Here is a 22022-nt window from a genome sequence, read left to right on the forward strand (position 1 = left end):
CAATGCAGGCAGGTGAGTTGCTGCACCAAAGGCGCAGGAGGCCGTAAGGCCGGGGAAACGGCTTCAATGGACAGGCGAAGCGCTGTGCATAAGCGGCGGAATTGTACTGCGATGTCGAAGCCGGGCCTATGGCCGGGCAACCGCGGCAGCCAAGGTCTTCACGAGGTCCGTCTGCGTGATGATGCCAACCAGTTCCTGCGCATCGTTCACCACCGGAATGTGGTGGTGCCCCGCCTCGGAGAACAGAAGCACCAGATCCATCACATGCTGTTCAGACAGCACCTGCTGCACGGGAGACGACATCAGGCCTTGTACTTGCTCGGGACGTTTGGGCCGCCCCATGATGAGCGAGCGTAGACGCTGGCCCATGCCTTCATGCATGTCCAGATTGGCCAGGCGCATGAAGTCTGCCACCGTGACGATGCCGACCACCCTGCGCGCCCCGTCCACTACCGGCAACGCCTTGACGGCATGCTTGCGCATGAGCGCCCAGGCATCCTTGAGGGGCGTCTCGGCAACCACCGCATGCACCGGTGATGACATGATCTCGCCGCATCGCAGCTCGCCAAGCGTGCGCTGGAAGGCGGCCTTGCCAGCCAAGTGCAAAAGCCCCTCCAGGTCGGCGCGACTGACATCCAGCACTTGGTTGTAGTGCGATAAGGCGGCATCCAAATCGGCCGAGATGAAAGCGCCAGATCCCTTATGCGCGGCCCCCCGCGCTCTTTGTGCATGCGGATAGCTGCGCCCGGTCAAGTGATTGAAGGCCATCCCCATCAACACCAGCGCCAGCATATTGAGCAGCACCGGAAATACCGCAAAAGCCGCGCCGTCCTGCGGATTGAGCACAGCGAACAAGGCCATCGCCCCGCCTGGGGGGTGCAGGCAGCGCAATGCCAGCATGACCGCCACGGCAAGTCCCACGGCTGCGCCGCAGGCCAGAGCGACGTGGGGAACCAGCGTGGCGCAGGCAACGCCTACCATGTACGACAGCACGCTGCCCGCCAGCACTGGCCACGGCTGGGCGAGGGGACTGGACGGCATCGCAATGATGAGCACCGCGCTGGAGCCCAGGGAGGCCACCATCCACGGGACCGGCAGGCCAGCCCCGAACCAATGCGCAAACAGCGCCACCACGGCCACGCAAAGCGTGATACCCGACACCATGCGCAAGCGTTCGCGCTGATTGACGCCAGCGGGTGCCGGCCAGAAAAGGCGCAGCCAGCCAGCGACGCGCCGCAAGACTGACGTCGGCGGCTCTACCGCAGCGTCTGTGCGAGGGAATGGGGGTGCAGACATGAATGGGAGAAGGCGCCAAGCTGCGCAGAGAATCGGCGCGGCGGCCGTGGCTCGAGGAAGCCGGGCATTATCCGGGCAAGCCCTGAACTTGCAGGGCATGTGGTTTTTTGTACCATTACGGGCATCCACAACCGCACGGGACGCACGGCTGGGGCGCAATCCACCCTCCCCCTTAGAATCATGCGGCTCCATCACCAGGATTACCGCCACGTGTCTGATCGTATCGCCGTACTGCCTCAGTACTTGTTACCCAAACAAGCCCTGACCTCCTTTGCCGGACGTATGGCGTCTGCGCGCGCGGGCCAATTGACCACCGCGGTCATCCGCCGGTTTGTGGCGCACTACGGCGTAGACATGAGCGAGGCGGCCAATCCGGACATTGCAAGCTACGCAACCTTCAACGACTTCTTCACACGTGCGTTGCGCCCTGGACTGCGCCCGCTTGCCGATGCTGCGGTGGTATGCCCTGTGGATGGAACGGTCAGCCAGATCGGCTCCATCGAGCAGGACCAGATCTTCCAAGCCAAGGGCCACCTCTACTCCACCGCGGCTCTGCTTGGCGGCGACGCCGAAATGGCCGCGCAGTTCCAGGATGGCAGCTTCGCCACCATCTATCTCAGTCCACGCGACTACCACCGCATTCACATGCCGTGCGATGGACGACTGGTGCGTATGGACCATGTGCCTGGGGCATTGTTTTCAGTGAACCCGGCCACCGCACGCGGTGTGCCCGGACTGTTTGCGCGCAACGAACGTGTGATCTGCCTGTTCGAAACGCCCCTGGGCCCCATGGCGCTCGTGCTGGTAGGCGCCACCATTGTCGGCAGCATGGCCACGGTATGGCACGGCCAGGTCAATCCACCACGTACCGGCCAACCGCGCCGCTGGGATTATGGGGACCGAGAAGTCGTGCTTCGTCAGGGTGATGAAATGGGGCGTTTTCTGCTGGGCTCCACGGTCGTGCTGCTGTTTCCCCGCGGCGCAGTGCAGTTCATGCCGGGATGGGAAGCAGCGCGGCCCGTGCGGCTGGGTGAAGCCATGGCGCACCGCTGCGGCATCTAGTTCACCTATTGGTGCGTTGATTCCCGCTGTTCAGTGCCTCTCCGGCACCCGAGCAGTGGTAAACAAGGTGGGTTCGAGCTCCAGATCCAGGGGGTCCACGGGTTCAGCGTGCCCCACCAGGTACACGGCCAGATCCTGGCGCCGCAGTGCTACATGGCTGACGGTTTCCCAACTTCCGGCTCGCCTCACCCGGGTGCCCGGCTTGAAGACCGGCATGCGGAATTGTCTGGACCATCCCCACGGAGCCTCGGCCGGATCTTGCGCTACGAGAGAGGGGCTGGAAACCTGCATGCGCGCATCTTAGCGCGTCAGCGCAATGACCGTTGCTGCGCGAACCGGAGTGCTGCCTCCACCATGCGTTGCAGCGTGGGCTGAATGCGCCCGGCGCGCTCTGGCAGGTAGTTGAACGGCGGTGCCTCCTGCATATAGCTGCACTGTGTCATCTCCAGTTGGACCGCGTGGATGTTGCGCGCAGGCTCGCCGTAACGGCGCGTGATGTAGCCTCCCTTGAACCGTCCGTTGAGCACGGCCGTGTGGTCGGGTGCCGTTTTGGCAATGGCAAACAGCTCCTGCGCCAGCGCTGCATCGCAGCTCGTGCCTCCGGCGGTACCCAGGTTCAGGTCTGGCAATGTGCCGTCGAAGAAGCGCGGAAGGACCGACCGAATCGAGTGCGCATCCCACAACACCGCCACGCCATGGGTGGCGCGCATACGGTTCAACTCTTCCCGCAACTGGGCATGGTAGGGCTCCCACAATGCCTCGCGCCGCGCGGCAACCTCGGCTGCGTCCGGCACGGGCCTGCCGCTATACAACGGCGTGCTGTCAAAGGCGTCCACAGGGCACAGCGCAGTGACGCTCTGGCCTGGGTAGAGGCTGGAGTCATCAGGAGGGCGATTGAGGTCAATCACATAGCGCGAGTGCGTGGCGACCAGTACTGAAGCTCCCATCGACTTCGCAAAACCGTAGAGCCGTTCCAGATGCCAATCGGTGTCCGGAACGCTCCGCGCCTCGGGATTGAGGCGCCTTGCGATGGCGTCTGGCACATGGGTGCCCACGTGGGGCATGGAAACCAGCAGTGGCGCGGTGCCTCTGTGGAAGGTGAAAGGGGGGCAATCGGAAGGCACGACATTCATGGCAATGGACAAGCGGGCGAACCAACAGTTGGCGTTAGTGCGCAACCTGGGCCGCAGTATGGCGCATCATCTTGAGGCTCAAGGGATCCCGTCCCCCCTGCTGCACCGGCAACGACACACGCGCGTGTAGCCAAAGGCCAATGAGTCAGACCACTGTCCTCATGTATTGCCGAAGGGCTTTGAGGACCCGCCCGTATAATTTGTCCACCATGCCGAGATGGTTGATTGCGGTTTTCACCCTCCACTTCCTGCTGAGCGTGGGTGTCTCCGCATTTGGCAAGGTGCCACCCGTGGAACACCTGCGGCCAGCGGTCGCCTCCGTGCAGCTGGCACCAGCAGGCGAGGCCGCAATGGCAATAGCCGCTGACCCTTCCGTGGCAAACGACGCCTTATCCGAAGGCGAGCACGGCCTGATGGACGCGCAGCAGGATCTCCCGGACGATCAGAACATACGCGCCTTTCGCGGCAAGCCCCTCCATGGCTTGTTCAGTTGCCCCGCGCAATGGGAGAGAGCCGCCCTCTCCCCTGTGCTGAAAAAGCAGCCTAAACCTCCCAGGTCTCTGGCTCTGCGCGTCTAAAAGGTTGCGCCCGCCTGGACGCGTCGTTCTGCGAACGCGAAAGACAGGTGCGCCGCGCAACTCCGGCGTGCAACCCCTCCTCTTTTCCCTCCTGACCATCGGACCGATGGCTTCAGGCCCTTTTCCTACCCTCAGGAACAGCACCATGCGTTTGACCACCCGAGGCAAACTCGCCGTCACTGCGGTCACCGATCTGGCCTTGCGCTCCCACGGCCGGCCGATCGCGCTTCCCTCCATCAGCGCCCGCCAAGGCATCTCCCTGTCGTATCTCGAAGACATCTTCAGCGCACTGCGCCGCGCCGGCCTGGTCCACAGCATTCGCGGGCCCGGCGGGGGGTACACACTGACACGGCCGCCACAGGAACTCTCCGTGGCCGATATCGTCATCGCCTCCGAAAAATACATGGGCGGCGCCGATGACAAGGGCACGGACACTGGCACCGCATCGGCACCAGGCGAGATGACGGCCGAGCTGTGGGCCAGCTTTCACTCGCGTGTCATGGAATACCTGCAGTCCATTACGGTGGCGGACCTGCTGACCCAACGGGAAGCCAGCGCCTGCCATGCCGACCATTCTGCAGCCGTGGTAGTGGCCCCGCCCGCCAGCACCACAGGCCGACGGGCAGCGAAAACCCAGCTACCGTCAGGGGATGTGCCGAACTCCGTATTTGCCTTGGGGCTTGCCGTTCCGCGCACCCGGACGAGTTGATGCGCCGGCATCCGTAGCGTCCTTCTCCGGAACGACACGGATGCCCGCCCTGGGCGACGACACTGCCGACTATTTGCCGAGCAGGACCTTCAATGCGCTCTGCAGACGGCGCGCGCCTACCTCGTCGCTGGCGCCTTCCAGCACGCGCGCCACATCCTGCGTCCAGGTTTGCGCCGGCGACGGATCGTTGCGACGCGTGAGCAACTGCAGCTGCAGAGCGCGCCGTGCGGCCAGTTGGTCTGCGGGCGTCGGGACCTCCGCCGCGATCTCCAGCCGCAGCAATGCTTCCGGGGCCCCCCCGGCCGCAGGTGCCGCAATCGCCTGCGACCAGGCTGTACGCGCCGTGGGGGGCACCTTGCCGCCCAGTTCCTGGACGCTGGGCAATTGCGCAGCGTCGCGGCTTTTCCAGGCCGACAACAGCTGCGTGAGCGCTTCGCCATGGGCCTGTGCCGCCAGCTTGCGCAGCGCGCCCTGCGCATGCTCCATGGCGTCGCGTTGCGCGCGGAAAGCCGCATCACCCAGACGCGGACCTCGCGCAGCAGCAGCACCATCGCGCTCCCGCCCCCGCCCCTGCATACCGCTGTCCCGTGGGCCGCGGCCGTCACGCCGGTCGCCACCACGGCCGGTGACCGTGGGCTGCGCGGGCACCGCCTTGCGCGCCCCCGGCCGGTCATCGCCACGCACGGCCACCACCGGGCGCGCCGCAGGCACGGGTTTGGAAGTCGGCGCATCGTTTTGATCTGCTACCGAATCAGTAGCTGCTTGCGCTTGACCATCAAGGGTTTGATCGGCTTTTTTATCTAAATTCTCGGACCCCCCCGATTCGCCGGCTGGCTCCTTCAGCGCGCGCTCCAGCGCGGCCATGGCACCGCGGATCTTCTGCGCATCGCCCGACGCATTGGCGGCCTCCAGCGCCTTGGATGCCTCCAGCACGGCCCGGTCGCGCGCGCTCAACTCGGAGGCACTGCGCTCACGTTCGGCCGACTTGCGGTTGAACGCCTCGTCGATGGGCTTGCGGAACGCGTCCCAGAGCTTCTGCTCATGCTTGCGATCCAGCGGCACCGCCTGCGCCTCGGCCTGCCAACGCTGCTGCAAGGCCTTGATGGCATCGATGCGCAGACCCGGGGCCGCACCCAGGGCGCCTGCCTCGTCGATCATGGCGTGGCGGCGCTCCAGGCTGGCCTTCTGCGCAGCCTCCAGCGGAGCGCTGGCAGCCGCCAGTGCCTGCTTCCACAGTGGCTGCAGTTCAGCGAACATCTTTTCGCTCACATGGCCACCGGTGCGCCAACGCTCGGCAAACTGGTGCAATGCACGACTAAAGGACTTCCAGTCCTGCACAGCGGCAGCGGCCTGCGATTGGGCCCAGGCATTCACCTCTTCGATCAGCGCCAACCGCTGCGCACGGTGTTCGGCACCTTCGGCACGCACCTTCTCCAGCCAGCCCTCGACCACCTTGTGCGCGGCATTGCACGCATCGTCGAATTTCTTCCACAGGGCGTGGTTGGCCAGCGCCCCCTGGTCGGCCTGCTTCCACTGCTCGCGCAGCTGGCGCAGCGTTTCCTGCATCTTGCGCCCACCGAGGGACTGTCCTTCCGGCCTGCGCAGCAGTGCCTCGGCCCGTGCCACGAGATCCTCGCGCACCTGGTCGGCGCTCCAGCGCTGCCAGCCCTCCAACTCGCCCGCGGCCACGAGGGCGGCGTGCACTTTCTGCTCCAGTTCGGCATCGATCAACTTGCCGTGCACCTTAAGCACGGCGCGCAGCGCAGTCGCTGCGCCAGCGCTGGCCTTGCCATGGCCCTGTGCGGTTTCCTGCTCCAGCTTGGCCAGGGCCTCCTGGACGGCCTGCAAGGCCTTCTCGCGCATTTCAGGAGTCGCCTGCGGCTTGGATGGGCGGGGGGCAGGCGTCTTGGCGGCGGCTCCCGCTTCTGGGGGTAGCCCGCGCGCCTGGCGCAGTTCGTCGGACCACACGGGCACGGGCGGCAGGGGAGCCGAGGGGTCTTCTGCCGCAAGCACAGCCTGCGCCAATGCCGACTGAAACGCTTCCCACACCACCAGCAGCTGGGTGCGCGAAGCATCGAGCAACGCGGGAAAGCGCGCCTCTACGCTAGGCCAGGCACTGTCGTCGGCAAGTGCCTGGGCCTGCTCCTGCCAGCGGCCGACATCGGCGTTCAGCAGTTCCAGCGCAGACTGCGCATCCTTCCACGGTTTGGTGGAGAGCACTTCGATGCGCTGCGCGAGCAGAACGGCGGCTTCGCGCTGCACCTGAACACGATGCTGCAGATCTTCGATGGTTTTCACGCGCTCGTTCAGATGCTGTTTGAGCACCGACAGAGGTTCGCGGGACAGCGGCGCGCCGGCCTTGGCCGCATCGCGCTGCCAGGCGAGCGCGTCGGCAATGTTGAGCTTGGCGGCTGCGAGCAGCGCTTCGGCCTTGGCTGCCCATTCGGCGGCGATCGCCTCCTGGCCCTCCGCGCGCCGAATCTCGTCCAGTCGCTCACGCACTGCGCGCGCGGCGCCTTTGTCCCGCGCACTCAATTCCTTGAATACTTCCTGGAGCTTTTCCACGCCAGGCTGGGTGGACAACCATTCACGGATGCGTGCCGAGCGTTCACCCGACGTGGCCGCAGAGAAAGCGCCGCCCGTCAACGCATCAAGGGGATGCGGCTCGCTGGTTTTGGCAGGGACCGGGGTCGCGTCAGATGCGTCGGACATTTTGCTACGTGAAGAAAAAGGGAACATGGATTCATCAAGGTGCAAGCGAGCCACCTTGCGCCAACAGCGCAAGCAGTAGGTGGGCATCGCTCACGGACAAGCGGCTATTTTCGCCCGGTTTTACACCGCCTTCCCGCTGCGCCAGATCAGGAATCTGAGGGATAGACGGGATGGCGCGGGAACCGCGCTCGCATTCGAACGGTACTGTACCGGTAGCCACACCCTGTGAGGTTACAAAATCCCGCGCACCCCTCACTGAGCATTCAAAGAAAGCTCTGCCTTCGGCTGCCATCGCGCATCGCCCTCCCCGCCCGGCTGCAGCTTGCTTGCGCCTACGAACAAACGTTCAAGCGGGACTTGCTGTTGCGCCAGGTAGTCCCGCACGGCCACCCCTCGCGCCAGGGCCAGATCCGCCATGGCGTTGTCCGGAATTGTCAGGTTGTGCATCAGCAGGGCCTCCATCTCTGCAACGGGTACGTCCTTCGCCAAGCCGACGAAGTTGCGCGGTTTGCGGATGTCGGACCGGCGATACAACTCCTTCAGCAGCGCGGGGTATTCCTCGTCAGTGAGCGGTGCGATGCTGTCCGCAGGTTCACCCGCACGGATGGCTGCCCTGCGCTTTTGTGCCTCGGCCATGTCTCGCAAGCGCTGGCGTTTCCATGCCAGCTGCTCGGCGTCGGGCTGTGCCCAACCCACGACCGTGACCTTCAGTGCGGGGCGGTTGTTCAGTTCGTTGGCGATTTTCTCCAGTTGCTGTCGGGCCTTCTCATCCAGTTCTGCACTGCCCAGCGCGAAGAGAACCGCGCCCTGCTCGCCCGCGTCGCTGAAAGCGCCAGCCAACAGGGAAAAGGGGGCGGTGATCGCTTTCATGATGAGGTTGCCGATGACCTTCAGGATGACCGCTCCGAGACGGAATTCGGGGTCGTTGAGGGAGCCGCTGATGGGCAGATCCACGTCGATGATCCCATTGCGGTCCGCCAGCAGGGCCGTCGCCAGCCGCACGGGCAGACTGGCGGACGCGCCCTCCACGGGCTCCCCAAACGCCAGTTGGTTCAATACCAGCTTGTTGGTAGCGATGAGCTGCCCATCGGGCAAGATCTTGTACGCCACGTCCATGCTGAGCTTGCCCTTCTCTATCCCATGACCCGCGTACTTGATGCTGTAAGGCGACAACGGGGGCAGCTCAAGGTCACGCATGCGCCCCTGAATATCCAGCGCCAGGGGCTTGACCAGCGGGTTGATGCGGCCGGTGACTTCCAGTGACGCCGTCCCCTGGGCGCGACCGCGCAATTCCAGGTCGGCCATCTGCGGCGCTGCCCCCGCCTCCGGCGACACCGAGGAAAATGCGCTCAACCGGCCCGTGAGTGCACTCAGGTCGGCAGAGTAGTTGGGTTTGATGAAGTAATCCGTGAAACGCACCGACCCATTGGTCAGCGCCACGGGACCAAAGCGGATCTGCGGAGCCGAAGGGGCCGCTGCCGGAGCGGCGGCCGCAGCGTTCGATGCCGCAACCGCGTCTTCCGCTGCCGACGCCTTGCGAATATCCTGCAAATTGATGCGGCCGTCTTCCTGCACGATGATCCGTGCGAAGAAATCGCTGAGCGCCGTTTCCTTCACATCCAGAGACACAGGCTGGTCTGGCTGCAAATTCATCGCCACCCCGCGCAACGCCAGGGATTTCCAGCGCAGCAGATCCTCGCCCCGCGCGCCTACGCCCCGGGCACCTACGGTCCGCTCGCCGGCCTTCGTCTCCTCAGGCATGTCCAAGCCAGCCTTGGCGCGCACGCGCACCTCGTCCAGCGACACATCCCCCTTGACTGAAACAGTGGCGCCGGCATTCCCCTGGACATAGCGCACGTCTCCGTCGAAGCCACCATCGGCGCGGAGGACGTCGACATTAAGCTCCTGCCCTACATAGGGCTCCAGCGCGTGCAACGGCAGGTGTTGGGCGTGTACCTTGCCCTGCGCCGTCAGAACGGGCGCCATCGCCACCGAGCCCTCGTAGCGCAATCGCCCGGGTTCAGTCCTCCCTGCACCCACCCGGCCTTCCAGGCGCAATGACGTGGGAGTGACCCGCCCGTCCGCATAAGCGAGATCCCGCGCGTGCAGCTGCAGATCGAACACATTCAGCGCTACGGCGCTCTGCGCTGCCGCGTCGCGCAAAGCCACTGCTGCGCCATCGATCTCCAGGGAAGCCAGCCCCATGGACCAGGGAAGACCCGCAGCCTTTGGAGCGTCCGCGTTGGGCCCCGTCACCCCCGGGGGCGACACGCCCCACTGTTCAAACATCCACTCCCCCGTGCGAGTGCGCGACAGCAGCAGGCGCGGCCTCTGCAACGAAATCCGCTCTACCGATACGGCGCGCTGGGGCCAGCGTATCCAGGCATTGCCCGCTTCCAGCCGGCTCCACGCGGCCAGTGAATCCGCAGGCGCGTCCTTGATTCCTGCGCTCTGCAGTGGAACGCATTGTTCCTTGGAGGCGCAACGCAGCGCCAACTTATCCACGGACAACGCAGCCACCTTCGCCAGCACGACATCGCCATGCCGTGCTATTCCCAGGTCCGCATCCACGGAACCTTCCACGCGGGGTTGCAGCACGCCCGCCAGATAGGGCGCAGCGATGGACAGCGGCAGGCCCTTGATGGAAAGGGCGGCCTGCGCCTGCGAGGCGCTCACCTGGCCCAGTACAGCCAATCGCGCGGATTCGCTGCTGCCGGCGGCCGCAGACTGCCTGAGGGAAGCACTCGCACGCAGTTGCATGGGCTGTTCCAGCGGCAAGGCAATGGACGACGCTTCTACCTGCAAGTCTTCCACCTCCCACGCGGCGGTCCCCCGCGGCAGGCTGGCATCGGTCCATTGGATGAAGCCATCCCGCAAACCCACCCTGGCGATATGGACACGCCAGGGCTCCGCAGACTCCTTTGTCTGTGGCGCTGGGTGCTCATCCCTGTCGGCCCGTGGCAATCCCGCAAGCTTTACTTCACCCGCCTCGTTTCGCCGTACATGTGCACGCGCGCCGCGCCATTCCAGCAGATCAATGTTGATCCTGCGCCGCAGGGGCTCCGCCTCCTTGAATACGGCACGCATTTCCTCGAATTGCAGCAAAGGCTGCTCCTGCGCATCGGTGGCATGTACCCCGCTCAGTTGCACATCCCCGGAAATCAGCAGTCGAGGGGTCTCCCGCTGCTCAAACCCTAGTTGAACATCCGCGCCCAATCGCCCCGCCTTGAGCCGCACCGGCACGCTGGGCGGCAGGTAGCGACCGAAGGGGGCCAGGTCGAAATTCTCAATATGCAGGCGAACCTCGGCTTGCCTGGCGTCCATGAAGGGAGTGGCCATCGCCGAGGTATCAAAGGTGCTGCCGTTGAGCTCAAACGCCAGGCGCGGCGTCACCTTGACCTCGCGGTCCGCAGAAAAACTGCTCAGGAAAGGAACGTCCAGTTCCACGCGGCGCAACGTGTGCACCACCTTCACCGTACGGTCATCGAATTCGACGACACCACCCTTCAATGCGATATTGAAGAGCGCGAAATGTGCCGGCTCCGTGGCTGATTTCTCGCCCTGCGGCTTCGCCGCCATGAGCGCGAGCAGGTCATCCACGTCATAAACCCCTGGGGCCAATTGCGTGACACGAACTACCGGGTCGTCTACCTGCAGCGCATCGATCACTGGAGCGCCCCGCCAAAGGGATTGCAATTCAGCGTCTATATAGATGCGGCCCACCCGTACCTGCTCTGAACTGCCATCCTTTGACGCCAGGGCTACGCCGTGCAAAGTGGCCTCCAAAGTCCAGGGCAAAAACTCCACCCGTTCGACCGTCAGCTTGCGCCCCAGCGCTTCACTCGCATGCCTTTCAATCTGCGACTGCGCCAGCGGAGGGACCACCAGCCAACCGAGCAGCCACGCGCCGCCCCAGCACAGCACCAACCATGCAAATCGACGAATCCAGGGGTTGTTCTTGATGGCTTGCAGCACGCGGCACCTATTCTGTTGAGCTACCAACGCAATGGGACCGTTCCCGCGCCGACGCAGGCAGGTAAAAAAACGCAAAAAAAGAAAGCCCGGTGTCGAACTTCTTCGCACACCGGGCTTGACGGCTGACACAACGGTCTTTCGCCATCTTTTTGCGCTTGGGAGAGGATCGTCTCAAGCGCAGGAGGCAAGGGATTGCCTCCAGGGGTTGCCTTGGAGGAGATCTCATGTGATGCGGCACTGTCTGCCATTCATCGCGCTGATCGCCCCGTTTGGCGGATGCCTGAGTCGTTCAGGCGCCTCAAAGATAGCAAATTCGAGCGCGCCTTCCAACAGCTTTTAGCAATGAAAAATTTCATGCAATTGACTGTTTCGTTAATCAGTCGAATTGCTTGCGCACAGACCCTTCTTAAAAGGACATGCGTGAAAAATCTGTGCTTTCCCACAGATTTAACAGAACTTTTTGTTCTAAAAAATTCAAATGTTAGTATTGACCTTGAATTTGGAGACCTCCTAGAATCCGCCAGCCCTCAACCAAGGCCTAGTAAAAACCCTAGCCGCTACAGATTTCGGCTACGACAGTCAACAGATTCCCCTGGGCCTAACGCGCCTAAACGGACTGAACGGCATACCCACCCAGACCCCACCGTCTGGCAGGACCGGACTCCTGAGCAACCACGGCAGTGCTCTTCGCTCAGGAGCCGACTTAGAAAGGAAAGCTATGACAGCGTCAGGAAATGTGATTGCCGGCGTCCGCACGTTTGCGGGCGATGTGATCAACGGTTTTCTGGAAGTGACACACAGCGGCTTCGCCCTGCTCGGGCTGGGCGTCGTCTTTGGCGTGATCACACTTACGGCACGCCCGGACCTGCGCCAGGCAGGAGAAGAAGAACTCATGGGCTGGCTGCAGGCCCGCCAGGAAGCCGTAGTGGGCTTCCCTATGGAGCCTGCCGCAAGCGAGCGGGCAGTAGCGCTCAACCCCAAGGAGTTGCCGCGGGAACAGGCTGCCGTGGCCTACTGGCTCAGCAAGAAGTACCGCGTGGCGCCCGAACCGCTGGCGGCACTGGTCACCGAGGCGTATGAAATCGGCGCGCGGACCAAGCTGGATCCCACCTTGATCCTGGCCGTCATGGCCGTGGAATCGAGCTTCAACCCGTTTGCACAAAGCCCGGTAGGTGCGCAAGGATTGATGCAGGTGATGACGCGCGTGCATACCGACAAGTACGAAGGCTTTGGTGGGCACCTGGCGGCATTCGATCCCGTGGCCAACCTGCGCGTGGGCGTGAAGGTGCTGCAGGAGTGCATCGCGCGCGCCGGCTCGCTGGAAGGCGGACTGCGTTACTACGTCGGCGCAGCCAACCTGCCCGACGACGGGGGCTACGCCGCCAAGGTACTGGCGGAGCATTTCCGGCTGCGCCAGGTCGCCAATGGTCGCACGGGCGTTTCTCCCGCCGGCCCCGTGAATCCACCTCTCCTGTCCACCAAGGCTCCTGCCACACCGGAAGCCGCACCTGCAACCCCTGCCACTGGCGAGAAGGTGGCCCTGCTGAGCGGCCTCTGAAGAGCCTACTCTGGCATTGATGAAGGGCGTGCTCAGCTACACTAGCAGGGCACGCAACTGGCGATAGGCGCGGACGTCCCCCGGGGCACCGCCGCTGACGTGGACACCGGCAGGAAACAGCGTTTTTCTGCAAACCACTGGGGAGCGTGCCGCGCGGCAGGCACCAGCCCCGCAGCGATCCGTCGTTCGCCTGGGCAGCCCTTGATTGCCAAGGGACACTTAGTTCATCGGACTGCCATGTACCAACGCAATATTCTTGTCGAACAAACCGATCCCGAGGTGTGGGCCGCCATCCAGGCCGAAGACCGCCGCCAGGAAGAACACATTGAGCTGATCGCCAGCGAGAACTACGCCTCGCCCGCCGTGATGGCCGCTCAGGGCTCGCAGCTCACCAACAAGTACGCCGAAGGCTACCCTGGCAAGCGCTACTACGGCGGCTGCGAGAACGTGGACGTGATCGAGCAGTTGGCCATCGACCGCATCAAGCAACTCTTCGGCGCCGAAGCGGCCAATGTGCAGCCCAACTCGGGTTCGCAGGCCAACCAGGCTGTGCTGATGGCCTTCCTGAAGCCCGGCGACACCATTCTGGGCATGAGCCTGGCCGAGGGCGGCCACCTCACGCACGGCATGCCGCTGAACATGAGCGGCAAGTGGTTCAACGTAGTCTCCTACGGACTGAACGACAAGGAAGAGATCGACTACGACGCGCTGGAAGCCAAGGCCCGCGAGCACAAGCCCAAGCTGATCATCGCCGGCGCCTCCGCCTACGCCCTGCGCATCGACTTCGAGCGCTTCGCGAAGATCGCCAAGGAAGTCGGCGCCATCTTCTGGGTGGACATTGCCCACTATGCCGGTCTGGTCGTCGCGGGCGAGTACCCCAACCCGGTGCCGTTTGCGGACGTGGTGACCTCCACCACGCACAAGAGCCTGCGCGGCCCACGCGGCGGCATCATTCTGATGAAGGCCGAGCACGAGAAGGCCATCAACAGCGCCATCTTCCCCGGCCTGCAGGGCGGCCCGCTGGAGCACGTCATCGCCGCCAAGGCCGTGGCCTTCAAGGAAGCCCTGTCGCCCGAGTTCAAGCAGTATCAGCAGCAGGTGACCAAGAACGCCAAGGTGTTCGCGGAAACGCTGATCCAGCGCGGACTGCGCATCGTGAGCGGTCGCACCGAAAGCCACGTGATGCTGGTGGACCTTCGCGCCAAGGGCATCACCGGCAAGGAGGCCGAGGCAGCCCTGGGCAAGGCCCATATCACGATCAACAAGAACGCGATCCCCAACGATCCCGAAAAGCCGATGGTCACCAGCGGCATTCGCGTGGGCACGCCCGCCATCACGACACGGGGTTTCAAGGAAGAGGAAACGCGCCTCACGGCCAACCTGGTGGCCGACGTGCTGGACAATCCGCATGACGAGGCGAACCTGGAAGCCGTGCGCGCCAAGGTGCACGCGCTGACCAGCCGCTTCCCGGTCTATCGCTGATCGACCGCCGCGATGAAGTGCCCCTTTTGCAGCCATCAGGAGACCCAGGTCGTCGAGACCCGCGTCTCCGAGGACGGGGACTTCATCCGCCGCAGGCGCCAGTGCGGCGCCTGCGACAAGCGCTTCACAACCTACGAACGACCGGAAGTCAACTTCCCCACGGTCGTCAAGAAGGACGGCCGCCGCGTCGAATACGACCGCGAGAAACTGCTGGGATCGTTCAAGCTGGCGCTGCGCAAGCGACCGGTGAGCACAGTGCAGATCGACTCGGCCATCGAGCGCATCGAGGAAAAGCTGCTCAACCTGGGGCAGCGCGAGATTCTGTCCAGCCGCATCGGCGAGCTGGTCATGCGCGAGCTGAAGAAGCTCGACAAGGTGGCCTATGTGCGCTACGCCAGCGTTTACCGCAGCTTCGAGGACATCGACGAGTTCCGCGCGCTGGTGGACGAAGTCCGCAAGTAAGCCGCAGCTCTCCCATTGCTCTTCTATTGATAGCTGGCAGCGCCCACTGGGCGGGCGCTACAGCCGTTTTTGACCATCACCCCAGGCGGACTGCCGGAATCGGAGCCACGGCCTGCACCACGTCGCCGCATTGCGCACGGTGGCGCAGCGCATGGTCCATGATGACCAATGCAAGCAACGCCTCGGCGATCGGCGCGGCGCGGATGCCCACGCAGGGGTCGTGGCGCCCCTTCGTGATCACCTCGGTACTCTGGCCGTGGATGTCGATGGACTCGCGCGGGCTGATGATGGAACTGGTGGGCTTGATGGCCAGCGACACCTCGAGGTCCTGCCCGGTGCTGATGCCGCCCAGCACGCCACCCGCGTTGTTGCTGGCGAAGCCCGTGGGCGTGAGCGAATCGCCGTGCGTGGTGCCACGCTGGGCCACGCTGGCAAAGCCGGCGCCAATCTCCACACCCTTCACGGCGTTCAGGCCCATCATCACATGGGCGATGTCGGCGTCCAGCTTGTCGTACAGCGGCTCGCCCAGCCCCACGGGCACACCGGTAGCTTGCACACGAATGCGCGCGCCGCAGGAGTCGCCGGACTTGCGCAGCGCGTCCATGTAGTCCTCGTAGGCCTGCACGTCGGCCACCGGCGCGAAGAAGGGGTTGTGCGGCACATGCTCCCAGCTCTCGAACGGGATGGGCAGCTCGCCCAGTTGGGTCATGCAGGCACGAAAGCGGGTGCCGTATTTCTCGGCCAGCCATTTCTTGGCCACCGCGCCGGCGGCCACGGTGGGTGCCGTGAGGCGCGCAGACGAGCGGCCGCCACCGCGCGGGTCGCGCAGGCCGTACTTGTGCCAGTAGGCATAGTCGGCATGCCCCGGGCGGAAGCTCTGCGCGATGTTGCCGTAGTCCTTGCTGCGCTGGTCGGTGTTGCGGATCAGCAGCGCGATGGGCGTGCCGGTGGTCTTGCCCTCATATACGCCCGAGAGGATTTCCACCGCATCCGGCTCGTTGCGCTGCGTCACATGGCGGCTGGTGCCGGGGCGGCGGCGGTCCAGGTCGGCCTGAATGTCGGCCTCGGACAGTTCCATGCCGGGCGGGCAGCCGTCGATCACGCAGCCGATGGCGGGGCCATGGGATTCACCAAAGTTGGTGACGCAAAAAAGGGTACCGAGTGTGTTGCCGCTCATAGGAGTGCGATTATCCCCGAGCCACTGTTACTACCAAAAAAATAGCTGCCAGCGCTTGATTGACAAGCGCTGGCAGCTATTTTGATCACCAAATCAGTTGGCCGGCCGCGATTCTTCCTGCGGCCAGTCGCGGATGTAGGCCTTGAGCAGCTTGTTCTCGAAATTCTGGCTGTCCACCACGGCCTTGGCCACGTCGTAGAAGCTGACCACGCCCATCAGCATGCGCTTGTCCATCACGGGCATGTAGCGCGCGTGGCGGCCCAGCATCATGCGGCGCACCTCGTCCATGTCGGTCTCCAGCGTGCAGGTCAGCGGCGCGTCGTCCATGGCGGTACGCACCAGCATGGTGCCCACGCCGCCACCATTTTTCGTCAGCGCCTGGATCACCTCGCGGAAGGTGAGCATGCCCACCAGGTCGCCATGCTCCATCACGACCAGCGAGCCGATGTCCTTCTCGGCCATGGCATCCACGGCGCGGGCCAGCGGCTCGTCGGGATGCACGGTGTAGAGGGTGTTGCCTTTGAGGCGCAGGATGTCGCTGACTTTCATGGGGAGTCTCCGAAGGGTTCTGCAGGCGCTGCATGCAGCCCGATAGCGAATAAATATAGCCCACAATGGCGCACAAATTCACCACTTTGGAGACATGAATGCCCGGATATTCCGACCCCGGCTTCGACACGCTGGCCCTGCACGCCGGCGCGCAGCCGGACCCCGCCACAGGTGCGCGCGCCGTGCCGATCCACCTGAGCACCTCGTTCGTCTTCGAGTCGAGCGACCATGCGGCGGCCCTGTTCAACCTGGAGCGCCCGGGCCATGTGTACAGCCGCCTGAGCAACCCCACCAACGCGGTGCTGGAGCAGCGCGTGGCAGCGCTGGAGGGCGGCGTGGGGGCGATTGCCGTGGCCAGCGGGCAGGCCGCGCTGCACCTGGCGATTGCCACATTGATGGGCGCAGGCAGCCACATCGTGGCCAGCACGGCGCTGTATGGCGGCAGCCAGAACCTGCTGCACTACACGCTGCGCCGCTTCGGCATTGACACCACCTTCGTGAAGCCCGGCGACATCGACGGCTGGCGCGCCGCCATCCGCCCCAACACCAAGCTGTTCTTTGGCGAAACCGTAGGCAACCCCGGGCTGGAGGTGTTGGACATCCCCACGGTCGCGGACATTGCGCATGAAGCTGGCGTGCCCCTGCTGGTGGACTCCACCCTCACCTCGCCGTGGCTCATCAAGCCCTTCGAGCATGGCGCGGACCTGGTGTACCACTCGGCCACCAAGTTCCTCTCAGGCCATGGCACGGTGATCGGCGGCATCGTGGTCGATGGCGGTAGCTTCGACTGGGAAGGCTCCGGCCGCTTCCCCGAGCTGACCCAGCCCTACGACGGCTTTCACAACATGGTGTTCACCGAGGAGAGCACCGTGGGCGCCTTCCTGCTGCGCGCTCGCCGCGAGGGCCTGCGCGACTTCGGCGCCTGCATGAGCCCGCACACCGCCTGGCTGATCCTGCAGGGCATCGAAACCCTACCGCTGCGCATGGAACGCCATATGCGCAATACCGAGAAGGTGGTGCAGTTCCTGGCCAGCCACCCGTTCGTCGAGCGCGTGGGCCACCCGCTGCTCGAGTCCCACCCCAGCCACCAGCTCGCGCAGCGCCTGCTGCCGCGCGGCGCGGGCTCGGTGTTCAGCTTCGACCTCAAGGGCAACCGCGAGCAGGGCAAGACGTTCATCGAGACGCTCAAGCTCTTCAGCCACCTGGCCAATGTGGGTGACTGCCGCAGCCTGGTGATCCACCCCGCCTCCACCACGCACTTCCGCATGAGCGACGAAGCGCTCGCCGCGGGTGGCATCAGCCAGGGCACGATCCGCCTGTCGATCGGGCTGGAAGATGCCGACGACCTGATCGACGACCTCAAGCGGGCACTCAAGGCTGCGGAGAAGCAAGCGGGAAAGGCGGGTGCGTGATGTACGTGCAAGTCAACGGCGCACAGACCTACTGCTACACCGGCGGCAAGCCCTTCGATGCCGCTAAGCCCACCGTGGTGTTCATCCACGGCGTGCTCAACGACCACAGCGTCTGGGCGCTGCAAAGCCGCTACATGGCCAACCATGGCTGGAACGTGCTGGCCGTCGACCTGCCCGGCCACAGCAAAAGCGCGGGCGATGCCCCTGCGAGCGTGGAGCAGGCGGCCGACTTCGTGGGCGCCCTGCTCGACGCACTGTCCATCCAGCGCGCCGCGCTGGTGGGCCATAGCTGGGGCTCGTTGATCGCGCTGGAGGCCGCCGCACGCCTGGGCGGGCGCGTGAGCCATCTGGTGCTGGTCGGTACGGCCTACCCGATGAAGGTGTCGCCCGCGCTCATCGAGGCATCCCAGACCGACCCCGAGCAGGCGCTGCGCATGGTCAACGTGTTCTCGCGCAGCACCCTCGCGCCCCCCTCAGGCGCGGGCTTCTGGGTGTACGGCGCGGGCATGGCGCTAGGCCGCAAGGTGATGCGCAGCAACCCGCAGGTCAATGTGTTCCACCGCGGCTTCGTGGCCTGCGACAGCTACGCCCACGGCGAACAGGCCATCGCAGCAGTGCAGTGCCCCGTGCTGTTCGTCTTGGGCACGCAAGACCAAATGACCACGCCCAAGGCCGCGCAGGGGTTGATCCAGGCCGCGCGATCCGCGGGCAAGGACGTGCAGATCGTCCATCTGCCGGTGGGCCACCACCAGATGACCGAAGCACCGGACGCAACGCTGTTCGCCATCCGCGACTTCCTGGCAAGACGCATCTCCGCCTGAGATCGTTGCACGGCAGGGCCGGCGGTGCAGGGCATCCCCTGCAGCGCTCCCCTGCCCGATGGATGATGGGCGCCGCCGCCTCGGCAGAGGGGGATGTGACTTCCCCTGCCACATGCAAAGCACTGGCCCCTGCTTGCCTGCGGCGACCATTTACCCGCCGCGTGATGCATATCAAAAACAGCATCAAACGACCAAGCGGCAAGCGCAGTCAGCTATTATTTAAATAGCAATCGAAGGCCAATAGTGGCCACTTTCCCCGGCCTGGCACTGGGACATTGGCACGGTCTGCGTCTGCGGACCTAGACTGAGTCCACTCGACCAGTCGCGTCGCCCGGCGCCCGCCCTGCATGCACCTGCCCCCATCCACCGATGCCCGCGACACCCCGTGGCATGCGCTTTCCGGTAGCGAAGCGCTGCAACGGCTGCAATCCGACGCCCGCCACGGCCTGGCGCATGCCGAGGTGGCGCGGCGCCTGGCACGCTTCGGCCCTAACCGCCTACCCGCTCCGCCGCGTCGCCCGGCCTGGCTGCGCCTGCTGCAGCAGTTCCACAATGTGCTGATCTACGTGATGCTCGCTGCCGCAGCGGTCACCGCGGCACTGGCGCACTGGATCGACACCGGGGTGCTATTGGGGGCCGTGATCGTCAACGCGATCATCGGTTTCTTGCAGGAGGGCAAGGCCGAGTCGGCGCTGGACGCGATACGCCACATGCTCTCGCACCAGGCCACGGTGCTGCGCGGGGGGGAGCGCCAACTGGTGGCCGCCGACCAGCTCGTGCCGGGCGACATCGTCATCCTCGCGTCCGGCGACAAGGTGCCCGCGGACCTGCGCATCCTCACGGCCCGCAGCCTGCGCGCCGACGAGGCCGTGCTGACGGGCGAGTCCGTGCCCTGCGACAAGCACGAAGCCACCGTGGCAGCCGACGCCGCTTTGGGCGACCGCCGCAGCATGCTCTACTCCGGCACGCTGGTGGCCGCGGGCACCGCTTTGGGCACCGTGGTGGCCACGGGCACGAACAGTGAATTGGGGCGCATCAGCACGCTATTGGCCCAGGTGCAGGCGAGCACCACGCCGCTGCTGCGGCAGATCGCGCAGTTCAGCCGCTGGCTGGCGCTGGCCATCGGGCTGTTCGTGCTCGCCACGTTCGCCATCGGCGTGCTCTGGCGCGCTCAGGCACCCGCGGACATGTTCATGATGGCCGTGGCGCTGGCGGCCTCGGCCATCCCCGAGGGGCTGCCCGCCATCATGACCATCACCCTGGCCATGGGCGTGCGGCGCATGGCGCAGCACAACGCCATCATCCGCCACCTGCCGGCGGTGGAAACGCTGGGGGCTGTCACGGTGATTTGCTCCGACAAGACCGGCACCCTCACTTGCAACGAGATGACCGTGCAGCGCGTGGTGACCGCCGACCATGTCATAGAGGTGACCGGCAGCGGCTATGCGCCGCAGGGGGGCTTCCTCATCGGTGGCGTGCCCATCACTGCGCAAGAACACCCTGCCCTGCAGTCCGTGGCCCAGGTGGCGCTGCTGTGCAACGACGCCACGCTGCACGACGGTCCCCAGGGCTGGAGCCTGACGGGCGACCCGACGGAGGGCGCGCTCGTCACCCTGGCGCTCAAGGCGGGCCTGGACGCCACGGCGCTGCATGCGCGCCAGCCGCGCATCGACGCCATACCGTTCGAGTCCGAGCACCGCTTCATGGCCACACTGCACCACGACCACGCGGGGCATGCGGTGATCCTGGTGAAAGGAGCGCCCGAGCGTGTGCTGGACATGTGCAACGCACAGCGCCAGTGGCCCGCCGATGGCGCGGGCACCGATGCCCCGCTGCAGCACGACTACTGGCGCCGCGCAGCCAACGACTGCGCGGCACGGGCGCTGCGCGTGCTGGCGATCGCCATCAAGCGCGTGCCGGCGCAGCAGCACGCGCTGCAGTTCGCCGACATGGAGGGCGGCTTCACGCTGCTCGGGCTGCTGGGCAGCATGGACCCGCCGCGCCCAGAGGCCGTGGCCGCGGTGGCCGAATGCCAGGCCGCGGGCGTACGCGTGAAGATGATCACCGGCGACCACGGCGAAACCGCACGTGCGATTGGCGCGCAGCTGGGCATCGGCCTGGGCCGCCCCGCACTCACGGGCGCCGAGATCGAGCTCCTGGACGACGCCGCCTTGCGCGACGTGGTGGCCAGCGTGGACGTGTTCGCCCGTGCCAGTCCCGAACACAAGCTGCGCCTGGTGCAAGCCCTGCAGTCCCGCGGAGAAGTCGTGGCCATGACGGGCGACGGCGTGAACGACGCGCCCGCACTCAAGCGCGCCGACGTGGGAGTCGCCATGGGCAGGAACGGTACCGAGGCCGCCAAGGACGCGGCCGCCATGGTGCTGACCGACGACAACTTCGCCACGCTGGGCCACGCGGTGCGCGAGGGCCGGGGCATCTACGACAACGTGCGCAAATTCATCTTGTTCATGCTGCCCACCAATGGGGGCGAGGCGCTGATCGTGTTTGCCGCCATCGCATTCGGCCTGCTGCTGCCGCTCACCGCGGCGCAGGTGCTGTGGATCAATCTGGTCACGTCCAGCACGCTGGGCGTGGCGCTGGCATTCGAGCCTGCGGAGGACGACGTCATGCGCCGCCCTCCCCGGCCACCGCAGGAAAAGCTGCTGTCCGGCCTGTTCACGTGGCGTGTGCTCATGGTGGCGGTTTGCATGGCGGCGGCTTCGCTCGGGCTGTTCCTGTGGGAGCTGTCCAACGGCGCTGCGATCGAAACCGCGCGCACCATGGCTGTCAGCGCGGTGGTAGTGATGGAGATGTTCTACCTGCTCAACAGCCGGCACATCGAGCGCAGCGTGCTGTCGCGCGAGGGCCTGCTGGGCAATCCCAAGGTGCCGCTGACCATCGCCCTCTGTGCGCTGCTGCAACTGGGCTTCGTGCACCTGCCCTGGATGCAGGCCGTGTTCGGCTCCACGGACCTGTCTGTGCAGGAATGGTCGCGCGTCCTGCTGGCCGGGCTGGCCGTCTTCACGCTGGCCGAACTGGAGAAGGCGGCTCTGCGGCGCTGGCGCGCACGCCGCGCCCATCGCTGACACGGACCAC

General features: G+C 65.2%; 16 protein-coding genes and 1 riboswitch. Of the genes, 9 read left to right on the forward strand and 7 right to left on the reverse strand.

The window, feature by feature from the left end; translation table 11 throughout:
• Positions 1 to 126 precede the first annotated feature (126 nt).
• Positions 127 to 1296 (reverse strand): HPP family protein, encoded by a 1170-nt coding sequence (locus BV908_RS09370; RefSeq protein ID WP_103737963.1) that lies wholly within the window; start codon positions 1294 to 1296, stop codon positions 127 to 129.
• A 210-nt stretch (positions 1297 to 1506) separates the two neighbouring features.
• Between BV908_RS09370 and asd the strand changes: the two genes are divergently transcribed.
• Positions 1507 to 2358, forward strand: a complete 852-nt coding sequence (asd, locus tag BV908_RS09375) for an archaetidylserine decarboxylase (RefSeq protein ID WP_041836249.1) — start codon at positions 1507 to 1509, stop codon at positions 2356 to 2358.
• A gap of 30 nt (positions 2359 to 2388) precedes the next feature.
• On the opposite strand, the gene BV908_RS22730 is transcribed toward asd, so the two are convergent.
• Entirely contained in the window at positions 2389 to 2649 is a 261-nt protein-coding gene (locus tag BV908_RS22730) for a hypothetical protein (RefSeq protein WP_103737964.1), read from the reverse strand.
• A gap of 17 nt (positions 2650 to 2666) precedes the next feature.
• Positions 2667 to 3491 (reverse strand): N-formylglutamate deformylase, encoded by an 825-nt coding sequence (gene hutG, locus BV908_RS09385; protein ID WP_011804937.1) that lies wholly within the window; start codon positions 3489 to 3491, stop codon positions 2667 to 2669.
• Between the two features lie 209 nt (positions 3492 to 3700).
• On the opposite strand from hutG, the gene BV908_RS09390 reads away from it, so the two are divergent.
• Positions 3701 to 4069 (forward strand): hypothetical protein, encoded by a 369-nt coding sequence (locus tag BV908_RS09390; RefSeq protein WP_041836248.1) that lies wholly within the window; start codon positions 3701 to 3703, stop codon positions 4067 to 4069.
• 145 nt (positions 4070 to 4214) lie between these two features.
• A complete protein-coding gene (locus BV908_RS09395; protein WP_011804935.1) occupies positions 4215 to 4778 on the forward strand; it encodes an Rrf2 family transcriptional regulator in 564 nt (187 codons plus the stop codon).
• 69 nt (positions 4779 to 4847) lie between these two features.
• On the opposite strand, the gene BV908_RS09400 is transcribed toward BV908_RS09395, so the two are convergent.
• Together BV908_RS09400 and BV908_RS09405 are read right to left on the reverse strand one after the other, a co-directional pair.
• The gene (locus BV908_RS09400) at positions 4848 to 7490 is read right to left on the reverse strand and encodes a DUF349 domain-containing protein (RefSeq protein ID WP_103737965.1); all 2643 of its coding nucleotides are present in this window, start codon (positions 7488 to 7490) and stop codon (positions 4848 to 4850) included.
• Positions 7491 to 7742: 252 nt separating this feature from the next.
• The gene (locus BV908_RS09405) at positions 7743 to 11465 is read right to left on the reverse strand and encodes a DUF748 domain-containing protein (protein WP_103737966.1); all 3723 of its coding nucleotides are present in this window, start codon (positions 11463 to 11465) and stop codon (positions 7743 to 7745) included.
• A gap of 718 nt (positions 11466 to 12183) precedes the next feature.
• Here BV908_RS09405 and BV908_RS09410 point away from each other — a divergent pair.
• The 3 genes from BV908_RS09410 (at position 12184) to nrdR (ending at position 14967) form a co-directional block, all read left to right on the forward strand.
• The gene (locus tag BV908_RS09410; RefSeq protein ID WP_011804932.1) at positions 12184 to 13023 is read left to right on the forward strand and encodes a lytic transglycosylase domain-containing protein; all 840 of its coding nucleotides are present in this window, start codon (positions 12184 to 12186) and stop codon (positions 13021 to 13023) included.
• A gap of 43 nt (positions 13024 to 13066) precedes the next feature.
• Positions 13067 to 13226: riboswitch (ZMP/ZTP riboswitch) on the forward strand.
• Between the two features lie 34 nt (positions 13227 to 13260).
• The gene (glyA, locus tag BV908_RS09415; RefSeq protein ID WP_011804931.1) at positions 13261 to 14505 is read left to right on the forward strand and encodes a serine hydroxymethyltransferase; all 1245 of its coding nucleotides are present in this window, start codon (positions 13261 to 13263) and stop codon (positions 14503 to 14505) included.
• A gap of 12 nt (positions 14506 to 14517) precedes the next feature.
• Positions 14518 to 14967: a transcriptional regulator NrdR gene (nrdR, locus tag BV908_RS09420; protein WP_011804930.1), complete on the forward strand. Its 450-nt coding sequence runs from the start codon at positions 14518 to 14520 to the stop codon at positions 14965 to 14967.
• A gap of 76 nt (positions 14968 to 15043) precedes the next feature.
• On the opposite strand, the gene aroC is transcribed toward nrdR, so the two are convergent.
• Together aroC and BV908_RS09430 are read right to left on the reverse strand one after the other, a co-directional pair.
• A complete protein-coding gene (aroC, locus tag BV908_RS09425; protein ID WP_103737967.1) occupies positions 15044 to 16144 on the reverse strand; it encodes a chorismate synthase in 1101 nt (366 codons plus the stop codon).
• A 93-nt stretch (positions 16145 to 16237) separates the two neighbouring features.
• A complete protein-coding gene (locus tag BV908_RS09430) occupies positions 16238 to 16693 on the reverse strand; it encodes a CBS domain-containing protein (RefSeq protein ID WP_047351400.1) in 456 nt (151 codons plus the stop codon).
• Positions 16694 to 16791: 98 nt separating this feature from the next.
• Here BV908_RS09430 and BV908_RS09435 point away from each other — a divergent pair, with 98 nt between their 5' ends.
• From BV908_RS09435 to BV908_RS09445, 3 genes are all read left to right on the forward strand, one after another.
• Positions 16792 to 18105 carry an O-acetylhomoserine aminocarboxypropyltransferase gene (locus BV908_RS09435; RefSeq protein WP_103737968.1) on the forward strand — a complete coding sequence of 438 codons (1314 nt, stop codon included), beginning with the start codon at positions 16792 to 16794 and terminating at the stop codon, positions 18103 to 18105.
• Positions 18105 to 18926 (forward strand): alpha/beta hydrolase, encoded by an 822-nt coding sequence (locus tag BV908_RS09440; RefSeq protein WP_103737969.1) that lies wholly within the window; start codon positions 18105 to 18107, stop codon positions 18924 to 18926. Before BV908_RS09435 ends, BV908_RS09440 begins: the two co-directional genes overlap by 1 nt.
• A gap of 347 nt (positions 18927 to 19273) precedes the next feature.
• Entirely contained in the window at positions 19274 to 22012 is a 2739-nt protein-coding gene (locus BV908_RS09445; protein ID WP_103737970.1) for a cation-transporting P-type ATPase, read from the forward strand.
• The last annotated feature ends 10 nt before the right edge of the window (positions 22013 to 22022 follow it).

Source organism: Diaphorobacter sp. LR2014-1, from assembly GCF_002916785.1.
Classification (GTDB): Bacteria; Pseudomonadota; Gammaproteobacteria; order Burkholderiales; family Burkholderiaceae_C; genus Diaphorobacter; species Diaphorobacter nitroreducens.